The sequence below is a fragment of the Clostridium sp. genome, from assembly GCF_017888565.1.
Classification (GTDB): Bacteria; Bacillota; Clostridia; order Clostridiales; family Clostridiaceae; genus Clostridium.
The window spans coordinates 17655-41803 of sequence record NZ_JAGHFX010000062.1 but is presented as its reverse complement, the minus strand read 5'-3'; the positions used below and the strand labels follow the sequence as shown (position 1 = coordinate 41803).

Below are 24149 nucleotides of genomic sequence, written 5' to 3'. Positions count from 1 at the left end.
GAAGAAATAATATAGGCAATTAAGATATTTATAGGAGGAATAGTCATGACAATAAAATATAATTTTCCTAAAAACTTTTGGTGGGGATCTGCAACTTCAGGACCACAATCTGAAGGAGATTTTAACAAACCTCATAAAAGTGTATTCGATTACTGGTACGAAGTTGAACCAGAAGCTTTTTTTGATAAAGTAGGTCCATCAGTAACATCAAATTTTTATAACAGCTATAAAGAAGATTTAGCAATGCTTAAAGAAATAGGTTTAAATAGTTTTAGAACATCTATTCAATGGACTAGGCTTATAAAGGATTTAGAAACAGGTGAACCTGATGATGATGCAGTAAGATTTTATAATGATGTAATAGATGAAACTATAAAGAATGGAATGATTCCAGTAATGAATCTTCATCACTTTGATATACCTGTAGAGTTATATAATAAATATGGTGGTTGGGAATCAAAGCATGTAGTTGATTTATTTGTTAAATTTGCAGAAACAGCATTTAATTTATTTTCAGATAGAGTAAAACATTGGACAACCTTTAACGAACCAATAGTTGTAGTTGAAGGGGAATATTTATATCAGTTCCATTATCCTAAGATTGTAGATGGAAAAAAAGCAATGCAAGTTTTATATAATCTAAACTTAGCTTCTGCAAAAGCAATTAAAAAATATAGAGAGCTAGGATGTTATAAAGAAGGAGGAAAAATTGGAATCATATTAAATTTAACTCCTGCATATCCAAGAAGCAATAGCGAAGAGGATTTAAGAGCTGCTAAAATTGCAGATAGCATGTTTAATAATTCATTCTTAGATCCGGCTGTAAAAGGAGAATTCCCAGAAATTTTAGTTGATATATTAACTAAAGATAATGTGTTATGGGATTCAACTGAAGAAGAATTAGAAATAATAAAGGAAAATACAATAGATTTTCTAGGTGTAAATTACTATCAACCAAGAAGAGTAATGGCAAAAGAATCAAAGTTTGATGGAAGTAATGGATGGATGCCAGATAAATATTTTGATTATTATGATATGCCAAATAAGAGAATGAATCCATATAGAGGATGGGAAATATATCCTAAAGCTATGTATGATATAGCAATAAACATAAGGGATAACTATAACAATATTCCATGGTATATATCAGAAAATGGTATGGGTGTTGAAGGTGAAGAAATATATATTAATGAAAATGGAACTATTGAAGATGATTATAGAATAGATTTCTTTAAGGAACATTTAGAATATCTTCATAAAGGAATAGAAGAAGGAGCAAATTGTTTTGGATTCCATTCATGGACACCTATAGATTGCTGGTCTTGGAGCAATGCATATAAGAATAGATATGGATATATTGCGTTAGACTTAAAGACATTAAAAAAATCAATAAAGAAGTCAGGAAGATGGATTAAGGAAGTATCTGATAATAATGGCTTTTAATTTATAAGGGGGATACCGTCTAGGTATTCCCTTTGTAATTACATAAGGATTAATGGTACAAAGAGAATTAGGGTTAAGCTATTAATTGATTTGTTAGAATAGTTTTGCATACTAATTATTCTTTATAGATATATTAAAGAATAATATTATACAAATTTATGGTAATATCAGAGATAGAAAGCATGTATAAATATTATATAAATATGGAAATACCATAAGAAAATATAGTAAAATAAGTTGATAAAGAATATTTATTTTACTTATATCGCTAAAGTCTAAAGTCGAGATTTCAGTGAGGTAAAAGAAATGAGGAGTGATAATGATGCAATATAGTATTAATAAAGAATACGTATTAAATACTGCTAAAAGGATATTGGAATTTGATAGTCCAACAGGATTTTGTTTCGATATTATTAAGGTTATTGAGGAAATTTCAAATAGTTTTGGATACAAGCTTGAAACAACAAACAAGGGATGTGGAATAATAACAATACCAGGGAAAAGTAATGATAAAGTTATAGGACTTGCAGCTCATGTAGATACATTAGGAGCAATGGTTAGATCTATTACTAATAATGGAACACTAAAGTTCACTTTGCTTGGAGGTCCAATTCCACCAACTTTAGATAGTGAATATTGTAAGATAAGAACTAGAGATGGAAGAATATATACAGGAACATTTTTAAGTACAAGTCCAGCAGCTCATGTTTATCCAGATAGCAAGGAAAAGAAGCGTGATCCAGAAAATATGGAAGTTAGAATTGATGAAAGAGTACTTTCAAGGAAGGATGTAGAAGACCTTGGAATATGTCCTGGAGATTTTATTTTTATAGATACTAAAACAACAATAACTGAGAGTGGATTTATAAAATCAAGATTTATTGATGATAAGGGCAGTGTAGCTGCATTAATGGGATTATTAGAAGTATTTAATAGAGAAAAAATAACACCTAAGTACACAACAAAATTATTTATTTCTATATATGAGGAAGTTGGCCACGGAGCTTCATATATTCCAAATGATATAACTGAAATGATAGCAGTAGATATGGGGTGTATTGGAGATGATTTAAGTTGCACTGAATATGATGTATCAATTTGTGCGAAGGACTCTGGTGGACCTTATGACTATAATATGGTAACTTCACTTGTAGAGCTAGCTAAAGCAAACAATATAAAATATGCTATAGATATTTATCCAATGTATGGGTCAGATGTGGGGGCTGCATTAAGAGGTGGAAATGATATAAGGGGAGCACTTATAGGACCAGGGGTTCATGCATCACATGGAATGGAAAGAACGCACTATGAAGGATTAGAAAATACAATAAAGTTACTTATAGCATATCTAATGAACTAAATAATATAAAAGTATAATTAAGTAAAAATTAAGGAAAATAATATTTAATTTTAAGAAAGATAGGGTAAAATAAAAGTCATCAACATATATAGCTTGGAGTGTAGATGAAATGGACAATATTCAAATAATAATAGAGTATTTTGCAAGATATGGCTTAATATTTTTATTTATAATTATATTTTTAGAATACTTAAATTTTCCGGGATTAGGAGCCGCTATAGTAATGCCAGCTATAGGAATAGCTGTAGCAAAGTCAGGAATTAACTTTTTTGTAGCATTAGCAATATCTGTTTTAGCAGGTGCATTAGCGAGTTATGTTTTATTTGGCATATCTTATTGGTTTGGGAAGCCAATATTAACTAAGGTATACAATAGATTTCCAAAGTCTCGGAAATCTATTGATAAGGTATGTCTTTACATAGAAAATTATGGAGATAAGGGAGTTTTAATAACTAGATTAATTCCAGTAGGAAGAACCTTAATTCCTTTTGTTGCTGGAATGTTTAGAATGAATATAATAAAGTTCTCTATTTATTCAACTATTGGTATAGCAATATGGAACGCAGTATTTATATATGCAGGATATGCCTTTGGAAGTTGGTTTATTTAAATAAATATAAAGTAACTATAAAAAGAACATTTTACATAAGAGTGAATATATTATATTATAAATTAGCTTAAGGAGTGATATGTATGGTTTTAAGTGAACCAAATGAAAAAACTTCGAAAAGTGAGCTAGAAAAAAACTCAGAAGATAAAGTAGAAGTAAAGTGTTGTAATGATAATATATGTTTTATAGTTAATCCGTCTGATCCTTTTACAATTCCAAAGTTCATAGATAAATTACCAATTCCAGAAATAGCAAAGCCTATAAAAAAAGATGATATTAAATACGAAGATAATGAAAAATATTATAAAATTTCTATGAAAGAAGCAGAACATTATTTCTCATCATATTTTCCACCAACCAAGATATGGGGATATAATGGATTATATCCTGGTCCAACTATAGAGGCATTTAAGAATATAGCTACTAATGTGTTGTGGGATAATGAATTGCCTGATAAGCATTTCTTACCTTATGATAAAACATTGCACGGAACAGTAGATGACCCAGAAGGTAAAACTGTTGTTCATTTGCATGGAGCAAAGGTTGAAAGTAGTAGTGATGGACATCCAGAAGCTTGGTTCACTAATGGATTTAAAATTAAAGGACCTGAGTTTACTAGAAAGACCTACAAATATACAAATTATCAATCAGGGACTACACTATGGTATCATGATCATGCAATGGGTCAAACAAGGTTAAATGTATATGCAGGTCTTGCAGGTTTTTATATTCTTAGAGATTTATTAGAAGAAAGATTAAATTTGCCTAAGGGGAAATATGAAGTTCCTCTTTTAGTACAAGACAAATCCTTTAAAGAGGATGGAGAGTTATTTTATCCAGTAGATCCACCATTTCCAGTTAGTGTATCTCCATCAATAGTACCTGGATTCTTTGGAGATACAATAGTAGTTAATGGTAAAGTATGGCCTTATTTAGATGTTGAACCTCGTAAATATAGATTTAGAATATTAAATGCTTCGAATAGACGTGAATATATTATGAGATTATCTAATGGAGCAGAATTTATTCAAATAGGTACTGATGGGGGATTATTAGAAGAACCTGTTAACCTAACATCATTTAAGTTAATGCCAGCTGAAAGAATTGATATAGTAATAGATTTTTCACAACATGTTGGAGAAAGAATAATTCTAATGAATGATGATGCTGCAGCAGATATATCAGGAACTAATATAATTATGAGATTTAATGTTGTAGAACCATTACAAGGTGAAGATACAAGTGTTGTTCCAAGTACTCTTAGAATAGCACATCCACTAAATAAAAATTTAGTAAGAAAAAGAAGAAAAGTATCCTTTGGAGCTATGACTGATCGTTATGGTAGACCGATGCTTATGATTGATAATATGACTTGGAGTGATCCTGTTACTGAGAAACCTGAACTAGATAGTATTGAAATATGGAATTTAATAAACCCAATGCCTGTACCTCATCCAATTCATATCCATTTAGTGCAATTTAAGATTCTTTGGAGAAGGCCTTTTGATGTTGATGCTTATAATAATACAGGCGAATTAATTTATACTGGACCTAAAGAAGAGCCTCATGATTATGAAAGAGGATTCAAAGATACAGTAGATTCTGAGGCAGGGAAAGTAACTAGAATTATAATGCAATTCAAAGGTTATGCAGGTAATTATGTATGGCATTGTCATTTCTTAGAACATGAAGATCATGAAATGATGAGACCTTTAAAAGTTGTAGAATGTAATTGTATAAAATGATATAATAATTGTATCTAAGATAATTATAGAGGCTGTCGCAGAAGCTATTTAATTTAAAATGGTGCGACAGCTCCTTTTTATAAAATAATGGGGAGAGTTTATGTATAAGAATATAATTTTTGATATTGGGAATGTATTATTAAGTTTTAATCCAAAAGAATATTTAAGAGAAAAGATAACAGAGGAAAAAATAGAGGATTTATATAGAGAAATTTTTCAAAGTGAAGAATGGGTTATGTTAGATAGAGGTACTATAACAGAAAATGAAGCAATTAATAAAATAATTGAGAGAAATACTAAGTACGGAGATGATGTTAAATTAGTTTTTGAAGATTGGTATGAAATATTAAAACCTATTGAAGAAACTATAGAAATTCTAAAAGATTTAAAGAATAGTAGCTATAAGATATTTTATTTATCTAATTTTCATGATTTAGCTTTTAAAGAGGTGAAAAGGAAAAATAATTTTTTTGAGCTATTTGATGGTGGAGTAGTATCTTACCAAGAAAAACTTATTAAGCCAGAAGAAGAAATATATAAGCTAATCTTAAAAAGATATAATTTAAAAGCAGAAGAATCTATATTTATTGATGATACAAAATTAAACATAGAAGGAGCAGAGAAACTTAGTATTAATACTTTGTTATTTGAAACTCCAAAAAAGCTAAGAAATGATTTGAAGAATTTGAATATAAATATTTAAGGTAAGAGATAGAAACTATATTTAAAGTTATTTTAAATATAGTTTCTATTTTTTATTTCTTTAGTTTAAAGTAATTATATAATTTTACGGTTGATATGATAAAAGTAATGAAATAATCAAAATTATATGTACTTACTTTTTTATAAGAATGCTTTCAAATTATCTTATTATAAATAACGAGCATTGTTAAAATTGGTGCTATAGGGTAAAATAAATAATACTATTTAATAACATTAAATAGGTTTATTAGGAAATATATTTAAATAACAGTATTAAAAAAGTGAGGTATTTTGATGAATATAGATAAATTTGAGAAGATGAATTTGAGTGAAGAAATTCTTAAGGCGTTAAAGAATTTAGGATTTGAAAAGCCATCTGAAGTTCAACAAGAAGTTATTCCATATATATTAGATAAAAAGGATTTAGTAGTAAAATCTCAAACAGGAAGTGGAAAAACAGCAAGCTTTGGTATTCCCTTATGCGAATTAGTGAATATAGAAGAAAATAAGGTGAAAGCTTTAATATTAGTCCCAACAAGAGAACTTGCAATTCAAGTAAAAGAAGATATATCAAATATAGGAAGATTGAAAAAGGTTAGGTGTGCAGCTATTTTTGGAAAACAGCCGTTTAATGAGCAAATAAGAGAATTGAAGCAAAGAGTACATATAGTATGTGGAACTCCTGGGAGAGTTATAGATCATATAGAAAGAGGAAACCTAAATACAAAAGACATAGATTTTGTAATAATAGATGAAGCTGATAAAATGCTAAATATGGGATTTATAGATCAAATTACAGATGTATTAGATAAGCTACCACAATCAAAAAATACAGCATTATTTTCAGCTACAATTCCAAAGGAGATAGAGGGATTATATTCAAACTACATGAATGATCCAACTGTACTTAATATAAAATCAAAGGTATTTAACAGAGATAAAATTTCTGAAAAATATTTAAATGTAGATAAAGAAGAAAAGTTTAAATATTTATTAAAATCGCTTTATGCATTTACAGACGAATCAGCAATAATTTTCTGTAACACTAAAGACTCAGTGAGAAATTTAAGTTTTCAATTAAAGAAAGAAAAAATTAGTGTTAAGGAATTACATGGAGATATGGATCAAAAAGATAGATTAGGAACTATGGAGAGTTTTAAAAATAAGGAATTTAAAGTACTTGTAGCTACTGATGTTGCAGCTAGGGGAATCCATATAAGTCATATAACTAATGTATTTAATTATGAAGTTCCAATGGAAAAAGAAAGTTATGTACATAGAATAGGAAGAAGCGGAAGAGGAGATAAAAAAGGACTTGCAATATCTTTAGTGTCTAAAGGGGAAAAAAGATTCCTAGATGAAATTGAAGAATATATTAATTATCATATAGAAGAAATCAATCTTCCAGAATATGAAGAGATTATAGAGGGAAGAAAAGAGTTTTTCGAGAATCAAAAAAATGATTATGGTAACAAAACAAATATTAAGAAGAATGTTCATAACGAAGTTACTAAGATACATATAACAGCAGGGAAAAAGAAAAAAATAAGAAATATAGATATAGTAGGTGCATTTAGTAATTTAGAAGAATTAACAGGAGAGGATATTGGAATAATAGATGTTAAAGATGGGCATTCCTTTGTTGATATTCTAAATGGTAAAGGTAATTTAATATTAAAAAAATATAATGAAATAAAATTAAAAGGAAAAGTTGCTAAATTAAGCAAAGCTAAAAGATAAGGTGTTATAATTTTTGATGGTTATGTAAATATGGGATGGTGAGCCAAATTGAAGCTTTCAAAAAAAATATCAGCACTGTTGTTCTATTCTACATTGGCAATATCTATTGTTATTAGTGCGATTTTTATATTTATATCCTATAAATCAAAAGGTAATTCGGTAGAAATTATTATAAATTATAGATTAATAGTAATTTTATTAATATCTTTAATAGTCATGATGAGTCTGTGGATTTATTTATTTATCAATAAAAATATAATAAAAAGATTAAAATTAATAGAGAAATCTATGAGAAAATTGATAAGAGCAACAGATAAAAATAATAATGATTCAGAAGAGGATGAAATAAGTAAGCTGGATGAAGAAATCAATATAGTATTAAATAAGCTTGCAAATACAGAAATTTATTTGCAGCAAGAAGAAAAAAATTATACAAATATATTAAATGCAATGTCTAATTCATTCTTTCATTTAAAAGCAATCATGAATAATGAAGGGGAGTATATAGATGGAGTTATTATAGATGTCAACTTTGCTGGGGCAGAGTTATTAGGTCTTTCACAAGAAGAAATAATAAATAATAAATTATCTGATATATATCAAAATTTTTCTGTATATGGAAAGAAAATATTAGAAATTCTAGCAAGAATAAAGGACTCAAAATCAGAGTGTATTGCACAGGAGATAAACATAGTGGATGATAAGTGGGGTGTCGTATCGATATACTCACTTAATGAGGGGTATTTTTCAATAATAGTAAACGATGTTACAGAAATAAAAAAATATGCTGAGAATATGACTTATTTAGCTAATTATGATACCTTAACAAATTTATTAAATAGGCATAATTTACTTCAATATTTAATAAAGCTAATTAGTAGAGATGAAAAGTTCAGCATTTATTTCATTGATCTTGATGATTTTAAAAAAATAAATGATACTTTAGGACATAATACAGGAGATGAAATTTTAAGAGTTATAGCTGCTAGATTAACTGAGTTATACGCTGATGATATAACAATTGGTAGATTAGGTGGAGATGAATTTATAGTAGTTAAAAGAGGAGAAAGTGATTTATATAGTATAAACAACTTATCAAAAGATATATTAAGGCTATTAAATAAAAACATTCAATTTAATAGATACAATTTTACTTTAAAAGCAAGCATAGGAATAAGTTCTTATCCAGATCATGCTGAAGATGTATTTACTTTATTAAAGTATGCAGATATATCTATGTATCAAGGAAAGCAAGAAGGTGGAAATACATATAAGATATTTTCAGAAGAAATGTTAGAAGATTTAAATCTCGAAAGTAGACTGAACATGGCTATAGACAATAATGAATTTGAAGTATACTACCAACCAATATATGATGTTAAATCTAAAAAGATAGTAGGAGCTGAAGCTTTAAGTAGATGGATTAGTCCTACTGGAATAATTTCACCTATAAAGTTTATACCATTAGCTAAAAAAAATGATGATATAATTAGGATAGATGAATTTGTACTAAAAGAATCATGTGAATTTTGTAAAAAAATGAGAAGTTTAACTGAAGAGGATTTTAAAGTCTCAGTAAATATATCATATGCTGCTTTAAATCAAAATAACTTTTTAGATAGAGTTATGAGTATAGTAAATGAATGTAATGTAAATCCTAATTTTATAAAGATAGAAATTACAGAAGATGAAATAATAGATAATATTGAGTCTACTGTAAATGTATTAAATCAATTAAGAAAACTTGGATTTAGTATAGCTTTAGATGACTTTGGTGTAGGATATTCTTCTTTTAATTATGTTAAAACTTTACCATTAGATACTCTAAAAATAGATAGAAGTTTACTGATGAGTATAGAAAATGATAAAAAAACATTTGCTATTATTAAAACATTAATTAACTTATCACATACTTTAGATTTAGATGTGGTTTGTGAAGGAGTTGAAATAAAAAATCAACTCGTACTACTTACAAGTATAGAGTGTGATAAAATACAAGGGTATTATATAAGTAAACCTTTGAATTTAAATGATTTTTATAATTTTATATTAAATTTTAATAATATATAAACTTGTTTTAAAGAAGTAGCAGTAACAAATTAAATTAAGTTTTAATGAAGTTAAAATAAATTCATATTATAGAAAGAGGGGTTTTTTATGAATATAATAAAAAAAGATGGAAGGCTTGAAGAATTTAATATTAGAAAAGTTAAGACTAGTATAGAAAATGCGGCAGGCGATTCTGAGTCAATGTTAAACGAATCAGATTTAAATATACTAGTAGATGATGTTGAAAAATTACTATTAAAAATTAGAAAAGATACTTTAGTGACTTCTAGTTATGAAGTAATAGGTGCGATTTTTGAAATCTTAAAAAGAGATGGTTTTAATAATATATTAAGGGCTTATGTTGAATTTGATAAATAAAATTTAATAGAGAACAACTTAAGATGAATATAATAAATTCATTTATAGTTATTGTTATGATATAATTTAACTAACTTTAATTATAAACGGAGGATTAAGAATGTATAAGTTAGTAGCTATGGATATGGATGGGACTTTACTTAGAGAAGATAAAAGTATATCTGAAAGAACTAAGAAAGCTATCCACGCAGCAAGAGATAAGGATGTTACAGTAGTTTTAGCAACAGGAAGACCAATAGAAGGTGTTTTAAGATATTTAGAAGAATTAGATATGTTAACAGAAAGAGATTATGTACTTAGCTATAATGGAGCTTTAGTTCAAAAAACAAAAAGTAAAGAAGCAATAAATAAAGTAGCATTAAGTGGTGCTGATTTACATTATTTAAAGAAATTAAGTGATGAATTAGGTGTAAATATTCATGCTTTCTGGGAGAAGAAAGGATTAATTACTCCTAAAAATAGCAAATATACAGAAGTAGAGGCTCAAATTAATGACATAGAAATTCATGAAATGAATATAGATTCTATAGCAGATGATGAAGTTATGATAAAAATTATGATGATAGATGAGCCGGAAATATTAGGACCAGCTATAGAAAAATTACCAAAAGAAGTGTATGAAAAATATACTGTTGTAAGAAGTACACCATACTTCTTAGAATTCTTAAATAAAGATGCTAATAAAGGCGTAGGCGTAGAATTATTAGCAAAACATTTAGGAATAAAGAGAAAAGAGATAATAACATTAGGTGATGCAGGAAATGATATTCATATGCTAGAATACGCAGGACTTGGAGTAGCTATGGGCAATGCATTTGATGAAATAAAGGAAATTGCAGATTATATTACAGACACAAATGAAAATGATGGAGTTGCCAAAGTAATAGAAAAGTTCATACTAGAGAATAATTAATAATGAAAAAAGAGTTAAAATAATCTAGAATTAGCTAGATTATGAAATAAAAGTTTCTTGGGATTTTACCCCAAGAAACTTTTTGTTTTTACAATTCAGCGTTACTGAATTATTCCCTTAATTTTTTCATTCTTTAGCCGTATTTTTAACGAACTATTGTAAAACATAATCATATAACTATATATAATAGACAAATACAGAAAGAAGGATGATTATGTGTGGAATAACAGGATTTGTGAATTTTAAGGAAAACATTAAAGAGAATATTGGAACCTTAAAGGCTATGACAGATACACTAATTCACAGGGGACCGAATGCCGAAGGTACTTATATATCCAATAATATAATGTTTGGACATAGAAGACTTATTGTAGTTGATCCAGAGGGTGGAAAGCAGCCTATGAAAAAGGTTGTTAATGGAAAAGAATATGTACTTGTGTATAATGGAGAACTATATAATACCGAAGATTTAAGAAAAGAATTAATAAATGATGGATATATTTTTGAAGGGTATTCAGACACTGAGGTATTACTTACTTCATACATTAGATGGGGATTGGATTGTATTAAAAAATTTAATGGAATATTTGCATTTGCAATTTATGATGAAAATGAAAAGAGAGTTGTACTTGCAAGAGATGTTATGGGAGTTAAGCCATTATTTTATACAATGAAAAATGGCACATTTATATTTGGTTCAGAAATAAAAGCTTTATTTAAGCATCCATATGTGGAACCAGTAGTAGACAAAGATGGTTTAACAGAATTATTTGCACTTGGACCAGCGGTAATACCAGGAACAACAGTATATAAAAATATTGAAGAAGTTAAACCGGCACAATATATAATTGTAAATGAAGATGGAATTAAGAAAGATATGTATTGGGAATTAAAAGCTGAAGAATTTAATGAAAATGAAGAAGAAGCAGTAGAACATGTCAGAAGTTTACTTATTGATGCAATTGATAGACAATTAGTTGGGGATGTTCCACTTTGTACTTTCTTATCAGGTGGTTTAGATTCCTCAGCTATATCAGCAATAGCTGCAAAGGAATATAAGAAGAGAAATAAAACACTTACAACTTATTCAATAGATTATGAAGATAATGAGAAGTACTTTAAATCATCATTATTCCAACCAACATCTGACCAACATTTTGCAGAGATAATGGCTGAGTATATTGGTAGTGACCATAGAACTGTTGTATTAAATCATAGAGATTTAGTAAATGCATTAGATGATGCAGTGTTTGGAAGAGACTTACCAGGAATGGCAGATGTGGATTCGTCTTTATATTTATTTTGTAAAGAAGTTAAAAAAGATTTTGTTATAGCCTTATCTGGAGAATGTGCTGATGAATTATTTGGAGGATATCCATGGTTTACAAATGAAGAGATGATAAATTCTAATACCTTCCCTTGGTCTAGATTTATAGGCGAAAGAAAAGCAATATTAAGTCCAGATTTAAAGAATTTAAAGATAGAAGAAGTTGCACAAACTGCTTATAATGACACTTTAAAAGAAGTTCCTCATTTGAGTGGAGAAAGTAAGTTAGAGCATAGAATGAGGGAACTATTTTACTTAAATTTAAGATGGTTTATGGTTAATTTATTAAATAGAAAAGATAGAATGAGTATGGCAAATAGTTTAGAAGTTAGAGTTCCTTTTGCGGATTATAGATTAGTAGAATATGCATTTAATATACCATCAAATATAAAATTATTAGAGGGTAGGGAAAAAGGTTTGTTAAGAAAATCATTAGAAGGAATATTACCTGAATCTATAATATATAGAAAGAAGAGTCCATATCCTAAGACTCATAATCCAATATATACAGAGATGGTTTGTAATAAAATGACTAAAATATTGAATGATAAATCTTCACCTATTTTAGATATAATAGATAAAACAAAGGTAAAAGAAATAGTTGATACGCAAGGTGCATCATATAAGACACCTTGGTATGGGCAATTAATGACTGGACCACAAATGATAGCATATTTAATACAAGTGAATAATTGGTTGAAATCATATAATGTAAAGTTAATATAGTTCTATGATGATCTATATTAAGATAAATATTTTAAAATAACACTTTGGACAGTAGTTGGTTTTAGGTAAAAATAAAACTAAATACTGTCCAATTTTTACATTAAATATCTAATTCCTATAGTTTTATAATCTTTTATATATATTCTTGGAGCTCTTCTACCAATAAGACAAAGTACTTCGTAGCTTATTGTATTTGTTAATTTAGCAATATCATCTGCATCAAATTTAACATTTCCATCAGAGCCTAGTAATATAACTTCATTTCCAAGGTGAACATTTTCTATGTCAGTAATATCAACCATAAATTGATCCATACAAACATTACCTATAATAGGGGCTAGTTGACCGTTTATAATGACTTTTCCTTTATTTGAAAGCCCTCTAGAATAACCATCTGCATAACCAACTGGTAATGTTGCAACTATAGTTTTTCTACTAGTTTTAAAAGTTTGGCCATAACCTATATATTCATTTTCCTCAACTTCTTTTATATGAATGATTTTAGTTTTCCATGTTAAAACTGGCTTTATATCAAAGTGATCTTTATCAACTTCATCTGAAGGATAATAACCATATTGAATTATTCCTGGTCTCACACAATCATAATGGCTTTCTGGTAAATCAATTATAGCAGCACTATTAGATAAATTCTTTTTATTAACATAAACATCGGCTTCTTGAAGCTTATCTAAGAAAGTATTATAAATATCAAGTTGTCTTAAAGAATAACTTTTATCCTTACAATCAGCAGTAGAAAAATGAGAAAAAATACTTTCAATTTTAAGATTACTTAATTTAGAAATATTTATTATATCTTCTAAGCTTTTATCATTTTTTCTAAAGCCAATTCTACCCATTCCAGAATCTATAGCTATATGAATATTAATAGTCTTATCTAAAGCTTTTGCTTTATTATTAAGATTTATAGCAAATTCATAAGTAGATATTGTTGGCTCAACATTATATTCAAGTAATGCATCTATTGCATAATCTTCACTGATTCCAAGTAGCATTATAGGAGCTTTAATTTCATTTTCTCTAAGTTCAATTGCTTCAACTATATTAGCAACCGCAAGTCTATTAATGCCATGATTAAGTAGTACCTTTGATATTTCTACTGCACCATGACCATATGCATTTGCTTTTACGACTCCAATTATTTCACTATTAATAGATTTCTCCTTGATTTGATTTATGTTATATATTAAATTATTTAAATTAATTTCTGCCCAAATTGGATGTAATAAATTCATATCTAAATCCTCGCTATCATTGACTTATTAGTAATACCACTGATACTATTATATACATAAACTGAATCTTTGATAAGTGTCAGTTTAGATTAATTTAATGATGCCAGTTTTGATGATAATATAAAGATTACGATAACTAGATATGCTTATTCCGCATATTCTATTTATCTTTGTCAACTTATATTTATCCTTAAAAGCTAGAGTTAAAATGAACATTAGAATATAAAAAATAAATAAATGAAAGAATGAAAAAGTTAATGACATAATTCACGTATGAGAATTATGGCTAAGAATAAAATGGATAGTGAAATATTAGAATAGCTAAGAAGGTGTAAAAAATCCTCAATTTTTTAATTTTTAACTCATTCACTATTAACTTTTTACGGGGGTGTATTATGGAATTTATTAATATTAATTTAGACCCAAATAGTAATGTTCCTTTATATATACAATTATACAATTTTATAAAAAAGGAAATTCAAAGTGGTAGATTAGAGTCTAATAGTAAACTACCATCAAAGAGAAAGCTTTCTAAGCATTTAGAAATTAGTCAAAACACAATAGAATCAGCATATGAACAACTTATCACTGAAGGATATATAATATCAAAACCTAAAAAAGGGTATTATGTATCAGAGCTTCAAGGCGTAATAAATATTAGTCAAATTAATGATAAAGATGATAATAAAAAAGTAGTTAGAAAAAAGTATAAATATGAATTTTTTTCAAGTAGAGTAGATTTAGAAAGCTTTCCTTATGCAACATGGAGAAAAATAAATAAAGATATAATAAATGAGGAAAATAAAAATTTGTTGCAAATAGGACATTCTCAAGGAGATAGAAATTTAAGAGAAGCTATTTCTAATTATTTAAGATTCTCTAGGGGAGTAAACTCAAGTGCAGATAATATAGTTATTGGAGCAGGAACAGAGTATTTGGTTCAAATATTAATAAATATTTTAGGTAGTGATAAGAGTTATGGTATGGAAGAGCCAGGATATTATAAAATAAGAAAGATATTAAAGACCCATAATATTGAAGCTAATCCTATAAATATAGATGATAGGGGTATAAGTATAGAGAATCTTAACAAGAGTAATGTAGAAATAATTCATATAACACCATCTCATCAATTTCCTACAGGAGCTATAATGCCAATAAGTAGAAGAATGCAACTTTTATCTTGGGCAAATGAAAGACGTAATAGATATATAATTGAAGATGATTACGATAGTGAGTTTAGATTTGAAGGTAAGCCAATACCATCACTTCAGAGTTTAGATACTATGGGAAAGGTTATATATTTAGGTACTTTTTCTAAATGCTTTGCGCCTTCAATTAGAATAGGATATATGGTTTTACCTGATGAATTAATTAAAATATATAGAGAAAACTTTAGCTTTCTTAGTTGTACAGTTTCAAGAATGGATCAACAAGCTTTATTCAGATTTATGGAAGAAGGATATTTTGAGAGACATCTAAACAAAATGAGAAATATATATAGGAAAAAAAGAGAACTTTTAGTGTCATTAATAAAAAAATATCTTAAAGGAACTGAAATAATAGGGACTAATTCGGGGTTACATTTATTATTAAAGGTTAATAATGGAATGACAGAAGGTGAGCTAATAAAAAAAGCAGAGGAAAAAGAAATAAAGATATTAGGCTTATCTAATTCATATTTTAATATTAAAGCTGATACAAATACAGTTTTTTTAGGGTATGCAAGCTTAAATCATAAAGAAATAGAGGAATCTGTAATATTATTAAAGGAAGCGTGGAAACTGTAGTAAATAAGGAATTAATAAAATAATATATAGACATAATAATAAATATAAATAAAATACTCATTTGTAAGGAGCATGTATTATGTCTTATATTAATTTTAAAGAAGAAGTATATAAAGCTAAAATACAATTCGAAAATAGAACTGAAAATAATGAAAGATTATTTAATCAAATTAAGCAAGATAAAAATTCATCTAGTAAGTATACTCCAAATGAAAAATATAGTTTTAAAGAGTTTAAGGATAGTGTCTTAGGTGGGGGGCATCCTAAAAGTGAAGATGAGTTTCAAGAGATAAGTTATATAGATATAATTTGTGCTAAATTTATAAATTGTAAATTTTCCAATATAAAATTTAAAGGATGTAAGTTTATAGGATGTTATTTTATAAATTGTGATTTCATAGGTGGCGGTGCAATTTTTGATGAATGTATTTTTATTAAGCAAGAAAGTGATACAACACCTAATCTAAATAAGGAAGATAATTTATCATGTGAATTTAATGAATGTAATGTATATGCAAAATTCTTAAACTGTGATATAGGACATATAATTTTTAATAAGTGCAATTTAAAAAATACTAATTTTGAATTAAATGATATGACAAGTGGAATGATATTTAACTGTGATTTAAAGAAAATAATAATAACAGATACTGATTTATCTGGTGCTAAAATAGTAAATTCATATATAGAAGACTTGGAATTTAGGGATAAATATAAAAGTAAGTTAGATGAAAAAACATTTATAGATAAAATAAAATTAAGAAAGAAAAATAGAGATGAATATGAAGGAATATACACAGTATATGAAAATATAGCAGATAAGTTTAAGGAAAATAATTTAGTTAATAATTTTGGAGAGTATTATTTTTTATGTAGAAAAACACAAAGAAAGGTTTTAAAACCTATCCCAAGAATAATGTCTTTTTTAGGGTTTGTAACTTGTGGATATGGAGAAAGACCATTATATGCAGCATATTTTTCACTTTTTGTAATATTCGTATTTTCAATTTTGTATTTGATTTTTGGAATAAAGGTAGATGAACAAATTGTTAGATATTCATTTTTAGAAAAGGGTCATACATTTAGAGAATTTTTAAGGGATTATAACGAAAGTTTGAATTTAAGTGTAGGTATGTTTGCAGCAGTAGGACTTAATGAAGCTCAACCAGCTCCAATTTCATATATGTTAAGTAATATAGAGATGTTATTAGGAGTATTAATGATGGGAATAGGAACTGGAGCATTAGTTAAAAAGATAGTAAGATAAATATAAATATTGATAAAGTTATTGTAATGGATATTATAAAACATAAAAGCTAGGTAGGTACTAGAAATAAATTTAAAGTAACTACTTAACTTGGAATAAGTAAAATATATAAATAAGAAGAGGTGTTTTATACACCTCTTTTAGTTTTAAATTAACAAACTAAATTATTATCTAATTTTTCTAATATTAACCTTCTAACATTTTCAGTTACATAACTTATAAAGTTGATAAATATTTTTTATTTAATATAGTTTTATCTATATATTTAAATACAGTTTATACGCACAAATTAAAGATCATTTTTATAAAATAGTATGTCTATTAAATTTAAAGATATTCACAACTAAATAATAATATAAGATGCAATATATTGTTTTTCGATAAAAAAAGCTTGAAAAACGATTTGGAGAATGATACTATATTTATTAGAAAAGGAGAGATTATTATGAATTTAAAAGACGAAAAGAATTTATCTAAGGTATTATCAATTATTCTTAATATTACTATATTGTTTGGAGTAGCTCTTACTGCTGGAGTATTCTATACAACGTTATATAAAAGAGGAATACAAGATATTGTCATAAATAAGGGGTTAGTTATAGTATTGTTAATTATTGGTATTAGCAGTTTATTTTATATAGTATTTCAGCTTAAAGGAATAATAAAGACATTAATAATTGGGGATCCATTTGTCAGATCAAATGCAATTGCCTTCAAGAGAATATCATTAGCATCATTAGTAATAGCTTTATGTTATTTTATTAATTTATTTATAAATTCAAATTTTAAAGAGTTTAAATTTATATATGTTGATAATATGGGTATTCATACGGATATGGAAGTATTTATATTTTTATTTGCATCAGCCTTTATATTTATATTAGCAAGGGTTTTTGATAAGGCAGTTACATTCAAAGAAGAAAATGATTTAACTATATGATGAAGGAGAATAATATGGGAATAATCGTAAATTTAGATGTTATGATGGCAAAAAGAAAGATTTCATTAAATGAGTTAGCAGAAAGAGTGGGTATTACTAATGCTAACCTTTCTATATTAAAAAATAATAAAGCAAAAGCAATTAGATTTTCTACTTTAGAAGCTATTTGTAGAGAACTTAATTGTCAACCAGGGGATATATTAGAATATGTAAATGAATAATGGAGGTGGAGTAAATATGGTCAATACTGTAGCTTTAGTTTTAATGAAAGGAGAAAAAATCCTTTTATTAAAACGATCAAAAAACCGATTACCTATAATAGTTATGAAAAATGAAGAAACTCCAGAAGAATGTATTGAGAGATGGAAAGAAGGAGTAGTAGAATTTGAAAATTCTCCAGTAATTAATTATAACAAGAAGATCCATATAGAAGACTATGATGTTAGTTTAATGTTTATTGATGCAACAAATTCTGAAGTTAAATTGATAGATGAAAATTTAGTTTTAGAAGAATGTAGATGGGCAAATAATATTAATAAAGTAGAAACTGAATTACTTACTAATGTTGTAACTCAATGTAGTGCAAATAAGTATGAATCATTTGCAGTTGAAGCATTGAAAGAATTTATAAATATGGATAGTAAATATAAAATAAGAAATTCTAAGATAGATATTGAAAAACAAAACATGGATACTAATAAATCATTAATTCTTATAGCTTTCTCTTTAGGCGTAGGGATATTATTTTCAAAGTTTATTTTTGGATATTTAGGTATTTCAGTTGCTATTTTAACAATTTTAATGACAATAATTTTTAGGTTAATTGTAGGAATAAAAAATAAAAGTTTTCTTGGATATTTCTTTGTAGTAGCTAGTATACTTTTATCGCTTACCTATGGGATTTTTACAAATGAATTCTTTAGAGTATTAAATTTATTTGTTATACCAATTTCATTGTTTTCAGGATTTCTATTATTAACATTTAAAAATATTGAATTTAAGTTAATAGGCTTTGGAACATCATTTTTAGAAATAATTATAGGGCATTCCCTTGGAAATTCAACTAAAATGCCTTCAGTATTAAGAGAAACATTAAAAAAAGGGAACATTAAAAAAGAAAATGAGCATATTAAATCCGTATTAATTGGATTAGTTATATCAATACCTCTGATTATAATACTTGCTATCTTACTTTCAGGTGCAGATGAGATATTTAGTTATTACTTAGCAAATATATGGAGATACCTTAATATAGAGAACATTTATGACTTTATATTAAAAGCCTTTATAGCAATAATAATAATGTTTTTAGTATTTGGTTTATACTATAGTTTAAATTGTACAGAGGTAAGAGATATAGAAAATAGTAAAGTAAAAAAGGACTTTAATTCAACAACAATAACTACTATATTAATTTCAATAACTATACTTTATTTGGTATTTACTAAAATACAAATTTCATATCTATATTTAAATAAGTCTTTACCAGCTGGATTTAATTTTGCTGATTATGCTAGAACGGGGTTCTTCCAACTAGTTGCATTAGTAATAGTAAATTTGTCAATGATAACAATAATGAATTTTAAAACGTCTGCCAATAGTATAAGGATTAAAAATACTTTAAATACTTTATATAGCATAATAACGGTATTAACTATGAACATGGGAGCTTCTGCTATATATAAGATGAGCTTATATATAAATGAATTTGGATATACTAGATTAAGAATTTTAGTTCAAGCATTTACAGTTTTCTTATGTATTTCTTTAATTATATTACTTATGTTCATATGGAGAGGAAAGTATTTGTTTAAGCCAACAGCAATTGTAGGATTAACTATATATTTATGTTTAAATTATATTAATATAGATAACTATATAGCAAAACAAAATATAAATATAATTAATACTAAGCATGAAATGGATGATAGATATTTGACTAGATTATCATTAGATGCTCAAGATGCAGTAAAGGAAGGCTATGATAAAGGCTTAATAGAAAGCAAATATTATTATGATTGGTATAATAAAAGGGTTATTACAAAACACTGGTATGAATATAACTACTTTAATAGTAGAATATTTAGATAAAAAGTAATTTTTAAATTCAATGTAATAAGTTTTATTTAAATATAATGAATTAAAAGTTTATTTGAAGTGTATAAATTAGGAACAAATGATAAAGAATTTCCCAACTGAAACGATAATCTAAGTAAAGTTAAGGGGGGAGACTTTATGCAGATTCAAAAAATAAATAATTGGGATAATCCAATATATAATAAGCTTAAAGAAGCTTCTGAAAGACAAAAGAAAGAAAAAGTTGAAGAGGAAAAAAGTATAACTATAGAAAAAGGTTCAAATCAAATAATAAAAAACTTGCAACGATTAAAAGAGGATTTTAAAGAACAAAAAATAGAACTTCAAGAAACTGAAATGGATCCTAAAGAAAAGAGAATGAAACTTGAAGAGTTAAATAAAAAAATTGCTGAAGTAGAAGCCGAAATACAACAACTGAAATTGATAGAGAAAGAAAAAGAAGCCTTGGAGAAACAACGTAAGTTAGAAGAAAAGAATAAAAAAGATGAAAGTATTAACTCAAAAAATAAAATAAACTCTAATGATAATATTGATGGAATAATAGTTGAAGATAGTCTAAAGAGGTTAATTTCAGCTAAGCAGAAATTGAGAAATGCAGATGATTTTGGTAAAACTAAAGCAGCAATGGAAGTAGAAAGAGGATACTTAAAACCTACTGGAAAAGAAAACTCTTTTGTTGATAAGCAATACACTAAATTGACTAAAGGAATAAGCGGAATAGAAAATAGAATCTTATATGAAGTAGGAAAAGTTAACAAAGAAGTTAGTGATAATTATAAAGATAAAGAAATTTTAAAAGATGATAGTAAAGAAGAATAAATATTTACAAAGTATTTTTCTTTTCTTAAGTTTTAAGTGGCTATATATAAGTTTGTGTTATACTCAGAAGAGAGATAAAATCAAACTTACATATGGCCAATTTTTTATTTATGACTTTTAGTGATGTGGTCAGAAATATTAGTTTTAAAATTATGGATTTATAATCTTATATTATTCCTAAATCAAATTTTAATTTAAGAATTCTTAATACAGATTTATTTATACGCTCTTCTTTAATTTCTCCATTTTTTATAGCTTCTAATACTGATGGTATTTGTAGATCAAAATCAGAGGCTATTATTAAATCATTACCAGCAATTATAGCTAATACTGCGGAGGTAGAATCACCAATATATTCTTTTATAGCACTCATTTGTAAATCATCAGTCATAATTACTCCATCAAAATTTAATTCATCTCTAATGATTTTATTAACATTCGGAGAAAGTGATGCAGGAAGATTTGCATCCATAGACTTTACGATATTATGAGATACTAATATACTACTAGCCCCAGCATCTATTCCAGCTTTAAAGGGTAGAAAATCGGAATTTTGAAAGCTTTCATAGCTTCTTTCATCAATAGATATCCCGGTATGAGTATCTACATTGTTTCCATAGCCAGGGAAGTGTTTTAATGCAGAACCTATTTTATTTTCATTCATAATGTTAACTACTGTTTCAATATACTTAGATGTTTTTGAAGCATCCATGCCGAAGGTTCTAGGATAAATAAAATCATTTGGGTCAACTGATACATCGCATACTGGTGCTAAATTCATATTAATTCCTATGCTTTTTAATAGTTCTGCTTTTTCCTTAGTATCGCTAGCTATTAATGTATATCCACCTTCATTATATAATTCTTGAGGAGAATAAAAAGGAACAGCCCTAAATTCAGGATACCAACTTAATCTATTAACAATACCACCTTCTTCATCTATTCCAATTAGAAGTTTTATTTTTGAGTTGCTTTGATAATTTGATAATGTTTTAGTTAAGGATTCCTTAGTTTCGTCCTTTATATTATTATCAAATAGAATAAATCCACCAACCTTATAATTTTGTAAATCTTCGAGTGCATTATCTTTTCTACATCTAATAAAAAACATTTGTCCAACTTTTTCTTCTAATGTCATAGTAGACAATAATTCTGTTGCCTTTTTTAAATTGATGTTTTCAGTAGGGACTTCCTTTGAATTATTATTGGAATTACTATTATCTATAATTGAATTAGAGACTTCTTCTCCGTTTGTGCTTTCGTTTGTTTTTTTAGAATTAAAATATTTATAACTTACAATAAAAGAAGCTATAAATAACAAAATGATAGAAATAACTGAAATTAATTTTTTCATAGTATGTCTCCAATGCTTTTAAAGTTTTTATATAAAATTGTAGTAATGATTTTAACTTTATTTTAACTATATCAAATCAATAATTTTTTAATTAAAGCTACTTTTCTAGCAATTTATATATTATTAATTATAACTATATTATATGTATCTATACATAATTTGATAAATTTAAAAAACTCTTTATAGAATTTATATTTTAAATTTAATTAAAAATCAAATTCTCACCTAATTAATTTTAGCTTATATAATAATATTGATAATAAATTTTTAGAAGTGAAATAGTATGAGTAGTTTAATACTTTATTTAGCAGTAGTTATATTGTTTTTAATATCTTATAAAAAGGATAAGAAAAAGACTAAAATGGCATTGTTAAAAGGCTGTAAGTCAATAGAGAATATACTTCCTCAATTCTTAGGAATAATCTTAGTTGTTGGTTTGACCCTTGCAATATTAAAGCCAGAGACTATATCTAATATAATTGGAGGTAATAGTGGTATAACTGGAGTGTTTTTGTCTGCAGTTTTAGGAAGTATTGCAATGATGCCTACTTTTGTCGCATTTTCTACTGGAGATATGCTTTTAAAAAGTGGTGCAGGTATAGCTCAAGTTGCAGCTCTTATATCAACTCTTACTTTAATAGGTATAATTACTATTCCTTTAGAAGCTAAGCATATAGGTAAAAAAGCAGCTATTTATAGAAACATAGTAGCTTTTGTTTTTTCAATCATAGTAGCATATTTTGTTGAAATGGTGGTGACAATGATATGGTAAAAGCTTTAGTTAAAAGATATTCCTTTTTTATTATATTACTTATAGTAACAGTAATAGTAACAATTTTTAATAAAGAATTAGGTCTAAGATCATTTAATATAGCTTTTTCAAGCTTTAGACAAATGATTGAAGTGGTACCTCCAATAATGATAATGCTTGGGCTTATGGATGTCTGGATTCCAAGAGAAACTATGATGAAATACATGGGAGACAATTCAGGAGTAAAGGGTGTTTCTCTAGCAATATTAATAGGATCAATAGCAGCAGGACCTATGTATGCCGCTTTTCCATTTACAAAAGTTCTTCTTAAAAAAGGTGTTAAATTTAGCAATATAATAATATTCATGAATGCTTGGTGTGTTACTAAAATATCTACATTAATGTTTGAATTTTCCTCATTAGGATATAAATTCACTTTAGCAAGGCTTTTAATTGATATACCAGGAGTAATAATAATGGGATATTTAGTTCAAGTTTTGATGCCGAAGGATGAGATAGATAGACTTTATAGTGAAAGTATTGATTAAATATTAATGTGAAAAAATGAATAGTATAAAATTATTTACAAATGCTAAATGTATAGTTATAATGTTTATGATAAACTATACATAATAAGCTATGAAAGAGAAAAGTAGATAGATAGTCATCTTACAGAGATTTAAGCGTGGGTGGAAGCTTAAAATTTGATTCTATTGAAGGAAGCTCTGGAGCTATAAACTGAAACAGTAAGTTTTAAATTTGCAAGTAGGTTTATGGGATTCTCCCCTTAAAGAGAATGAGTGGATTAATTTTTAATTAATCAATTTAGGTGGTAACGCGGAATTTTGTCTTTCGTCCTAATATTTATAGGATGAAGGGCTTTTT

At 26.9% G+C, this 24149-nt stretch carries 20 protein-coding genes and 1 other annotated feature; of the genes, 18 read left to right on the top strand and 2 right to left on the bottom strand.

The features are described 5' to 3' along the window. Positions 1-45: 45 nt before the first annotated feature. The 10 genes from J7M87_RS12775 (at position 46) to asnB (ending at position 12993) form a co-directional block, all read left to right on the top strand. Positions 46-1443: a glycoside hydrolase family 1 protein gene (locus J7M87_RS12775; protein WP_291651431.1), complete on the top strand. Its 1398-nt coding sequence runs from the start codon at positions 46-48 to the stop codon at positions 1441-1443. A 322-nt stretch (positions 1444-1765) separates the two neighbouring features. Next, complete coding sequence (locus J7M87_RS12770; RefSeq protein ID WP_291651430.1) at positions 1766-2803, top strand: M42 family metallopeptidase; 1038 nt, start codon at positions 1766-1768, stop codon at positions 2801-2803. 109 nt (positions 2804-2912) lie between these two features. Next, positions 2913-3413, top strand: coding sequence for a DedA family protein (locus J7M87_RS12765; protein ID WP_291651429.1), 501 nt, complete (start codon positions 2913-2915; stop codon positions 3411-3413). An 83-nt stretch (positions 3414-3496) separates the two neighbouring features. Next, on the top strand, positions 3497-5158 hold the full coding sequence (locus tag J7M87_RS12760; RefSeq protein WP_291651428.1) for a multicopper oxidase: 1662 nt from the start codon (positions 3497-3499) through the stop codon (positions 5156-5158). A gap of 100 nt (positions 5159-5258) precedes the next feature. Next, a complete protein-coding gene (locus J7M87_RS12755) occupies positions 5259-5861 on the top strand; it encodes an HAD family phosphatase (RefSeq protein ID WP_291651427.1) in 603 nt (200 codons plus the stop codon). 293 nt (positions 5862-6154) lie between these two features. Further along, entirely contained in the window at positions 6155-7600 is a 1446-nt protein-coding gene (locus J7M87_RS12750) for a DEAD/DEAH box helicase (RefSeq protein ID WP_291651426.1), read from the top strand. Positions 7601-7888: 288 nt separating this feature from the next. Beyond that, positions 7889-9670, top strand: a complete 1782-nt coding sequence (locus J7M87_RS12745; RefSeq protein WP_291651425.1) for a bifunctional diguanylate cyclase/phosphodiesterase — start codon at positions 7889-7891, stop codon at positions 9668-9670. Between the two features lie 87 nt (positions 9671-9757). Beyond that, a complete protein-coding gene (locus tag J7M87_RS12740; protein ID WP_291651424.1) occupies positions 9758-10027 on the top strand; it encodes an ATP cone domain-containing protein in 270 nt (89 codons plus the stop codon). A 100-nt stretch (positions 10028-10127) separates the two neighbouring features. Then, the gene (yidA, locus tag J7M87_RS12735) at positions 10128-10940 is read left to right on the top strand and encodes a sugar-phosphatase (protein WP_291651423.1); all 813 of its coding nucleotides are present in this window, start codon (positions 10128-10130) and stop codon (positions 10938-10940) included. Between the two features lie 214 nt (positions 10941-11154). After that, positions 11155-12993: an asparagine synthase (glutamine-hydrolyzing) gene (gene asnB / locus J7M87_RS12730; RefSeq protein ID WP_291651422.1), complete on the top strand. Its 1839-nt coding sequence runs from the start codon at positions 11155-11157 to the stop codon at positions 12991-12993. A gap of 95 nt (positions 12994-13088) precedes the next feature. Here the strand turns inward: asnB and alr are convergent, their stop codons facing one another. Continuing rightward, positions 13089-14246 (bottom strand): alanine racemase, encoded by a 1158-nt coding sequence (alr, locus tag J7M87_RS12725; RefSeq protein ID WP_291651421.1) that lies wholly within the window; start codon positions 14244-14246, stop codon positions 13089-13091. 395 nt (positions 14247-14641) lie between these two features. On the opposite strand from alr, the gene J7M87_RS12720 reads away from it, so the two are divergent. The 6 genes from J7M87_RS12720 (at position 14642) to J7M87_RS12695 (ending at position 21159) form a co-directional block, all read left to right on the top strand. After that, positions 14642-16036 carry a PLP-dependent aminotransferase family protein gene (locus J7M87_RS12720; RefSeq protein WP_291651420.1) on the top strand — a complete coding sequence of 465 codons (1395 nt, stop codon included), beginning with the start codon at positions 14642-14644 and terminating at the stop codon, positions 16034-16036. Between the two features lie 79 nt (positions 16037-16115). After that, a complete protein-coding gene (locus J7M87_RS12715; RefSeq protein WP_291651419.1) occupies positions 16116-17303 on the top strand; it encodes a pentapeptide repeat-containing protein in 1188 nt (395 codons plus the stop codon). Between the two features lie 445 nt (positions 17304-17748). Continuing rightward, positions 17749-18243 (top strand): DUF2975 domain-containing protein, encoded by a 495-nt coding sequence (locus J7M87_RS12710; RefSeq protein ID WP_291651418.1) that lies wholly within the window; start codon positions 17749-17751, stop codon positions 18241-18243. A gap of 14 nt (positions 18244-18257) precedes the next feature. Next, a complete protein-coding gene (locus tag J7M87_RS12705) occupies positions 18258-18464 on the top strand; it encodes a helix-turn-helix transcriptional regulator (protein ID WP_291651417.1) in 207 nt (68 codons plus the stop codon). Positions 18465-18480: 16 nt separating this feature from the next. After that, positions 18481-20334, top strand: coding sequence for a DUF4173 domain-containing protein (locus tag J7M87_RS12700; protein ID WP_291651416.1), 1854 nt, complete (start codon positions 18481-18483; stop codon positions 20332-20334). A 144-nt stretch (positions 20335-20478) separates the two neighbouring features. Next, positions 20479-21159 carry a hypothetical protein gene (locus tag J7M87_RS12695; protein ID WP_291651415.1) on the top strand — a complete coding sequence of 227 codons (681 nt, stop codon included), beginning with the start codon at positions 20479-20481 and terminating at the stop codon, positions 21157-21159. Positions 21160-21325: 166 nt separating this feature from the next. Here the strand turns inward: J7M87_RS12695 and J7M87_RS12690 are convergent, their stop codons facing one another. Next, positions 21326-22513 (bottom strand): glycoside hydrolase family 3 N-terminal domain-containing protein, encoded by a 1188-nt coding sequence (locus J7M87_RS12690; protein ID WP_291651414.1) that lies wholly within the window; start codon positions 22511-22513, stop codon positions 21326-21328. Between the two features lie 283 nt (positions 22514-22796). Between J7M87_RS12690 and J7M87_RS12685 the strand changes: the two genes are divergently transcribed. Both J7M87_RS12685 and J7M87_RS12680 read left to right on the top strand, forming a co-directional pair. Further along, positions 22797-23285, top strand: coding sequence for a permease (locus tag J7M87_RS12685; protein WP_291651413.1), 489 nt, complete (start codon positions 22797-22799; stop codon positions 23283-23285). After that, a complete protein-coding gene (locus J7M87_RS12680; RefSeq protein WP_291651412.1) occupies positions 23279-23812 on the top strand; it encodes a permease in 534 nt (177 codons plus the stop codon). Before J7M87_RS12685 ends, J7M87_RS12680 begins: the two co-directional genes overlap by 7 nt. 82 nt (positions 23813-23894) lie before the next feature. Then, positions 23895-24127: a binding site (T-box leader), on the top strand. The last annotated feature ends 22 nt before the right edge of the window (positions 24128-24149 follow it).

Excerpts from the sequence above, each read along its gene's own strand:
- J7M87_RS12775 (WP_291651431.1), top strand. The coding sequence starts at position 46 with ATGACAATAAAATATAATTTTCCTAAAAACTTTTGGTGGGGATCTGCA.
- J7M87_RS12770 (WP_291651430.1), top strand. The coding sequence starts at position 1,766 with ATGCAATATAGTATTAATAAAGAATACGTATTAAATACTGCTAAAAGG.
- J7M87_RS12765 (WP_291651429.1), top strand. The coding sequence starts at position 2,913 with ATGGACAATATTCAAATAATAATAGAGTATTTTGCAAGATATGGCTTA.
- J7M87_RS12760 (WP_291651428.1), top strand. The coding sequence starts at position 3,497 with ATGGTTTTAAGTGAACCAAATGAAAAAACTTCGAAAAGTGAGCTAGAA.
- J7M87_RS12755 (WP_291651427.1), top strand. The coding sequence starts at position 5,259 with ATGTATAAGAATATAATTTTTGATATTGGGAATGTATTATTAAGTTTT.
- J7M87_RS12750 (WP_291651426.1), top strand. The coding sequence starts at position 6,155 with ATGAATATAGATAAATTTGAGAAGATGAATTTGAGTGAAGAAATTCTT.
- J7M87_RS12745 (WP_291651425.1), top strand. The coding sequence starts at position 7,889 with ATGAGAAAATTGATAAGAGCAACAGATAAAAATAATAATGATTCAGAA.
- J7M87_RS12740 (WP_291651424.1), top strand. The coding sequence starts at position 9,758 with ATGAATATAATAAAAAAAGATGGAAGGCTTGAAGAATTTAATATTAGA.
- yidA (WP_291651423.1), top strand. The coding sequence starts at position 10,128 with ATGTATAAGTTAGTAGCTATGGATATGGATGGGACTTTACTTAGAGAA.
- asnB (WP_291651422.1), top strand. The coding sequence starts at position 11,155 with ATGTGTGGAATAACAGGATTTGTGAATTTTAAGGAAAACATTAAAGAG.
- alr (WP_291651421.1), bottom strand. The coding sequence starts at position 14,246 with ATGAATTTATTACATCCAATTTGGGCAGAAATTAATTTAAATAATTTA.
- J7M87_RS12720 (WP_291651420.1), top strand. The coding sequence starts at position 14,642 with ATGGAATTTATTAATATTAATTTAGACCCAAATAGTAATGTTCCTTTA.
- J7M87_RS12715 (WP_291651419.1), top strand. The coding sequence starts at position 16,116 with ATGTCTTATATTAATTTTAAAGAAGAAGTATATAAAGCTAAAATACAA.
- J7M87_RS12710 (WP_291651418.1), top strand. The coding sequence starts at position 17,749 with ATGAATTTAAAAGACGAAAAGAATTTATCTAAGGTATTATCAATTATT.
- J7M87_RS12705 (WP_291651417.1), top strand. The coding sequence starts at position 18,258 with ATGGGAATAATCGTAAATTTAGATGTTATGATGGCAAAAAGAAAGATT.
- J7M87_RS12700 (WP_291651416.1), top strand. The coding sequence starts at position 18,481 with ATGGTCAATACTGTAGCTTTAGTTTTAATGAAAGGAGAAAAAATCCTT.
- J7M87_RS12695 (WP_291651415.1), top strand. The coding sequence starts at position 20,479 with ATGCAGATTCAAAAAATAAATAATTGGGATAATCCAATATATAATAAG.
- J7M87_RS12690 (WP_291651414.1), bottom strand. The coding sequence starts at position 22,513 with ATGAAAAAATTAATTTCAGTTATTTCTATCATTTTGTTATTTATAGCT.
- J7M87_RS12685 (WP_291651413.1), top strand. The coding sequence starts at position 22,797 with ATGAGTAGTTTAATACTTTATTTAGCAGTAGTTATATTGTTTTTAATA.
- J7M87_RS12680 (WP_291651412.1), top strand. The coding sequence starts at position 23,279 with ATGGTAAAAGCTTTAGTTAAAAGATATTCCTTTTTTATTATATTACTT.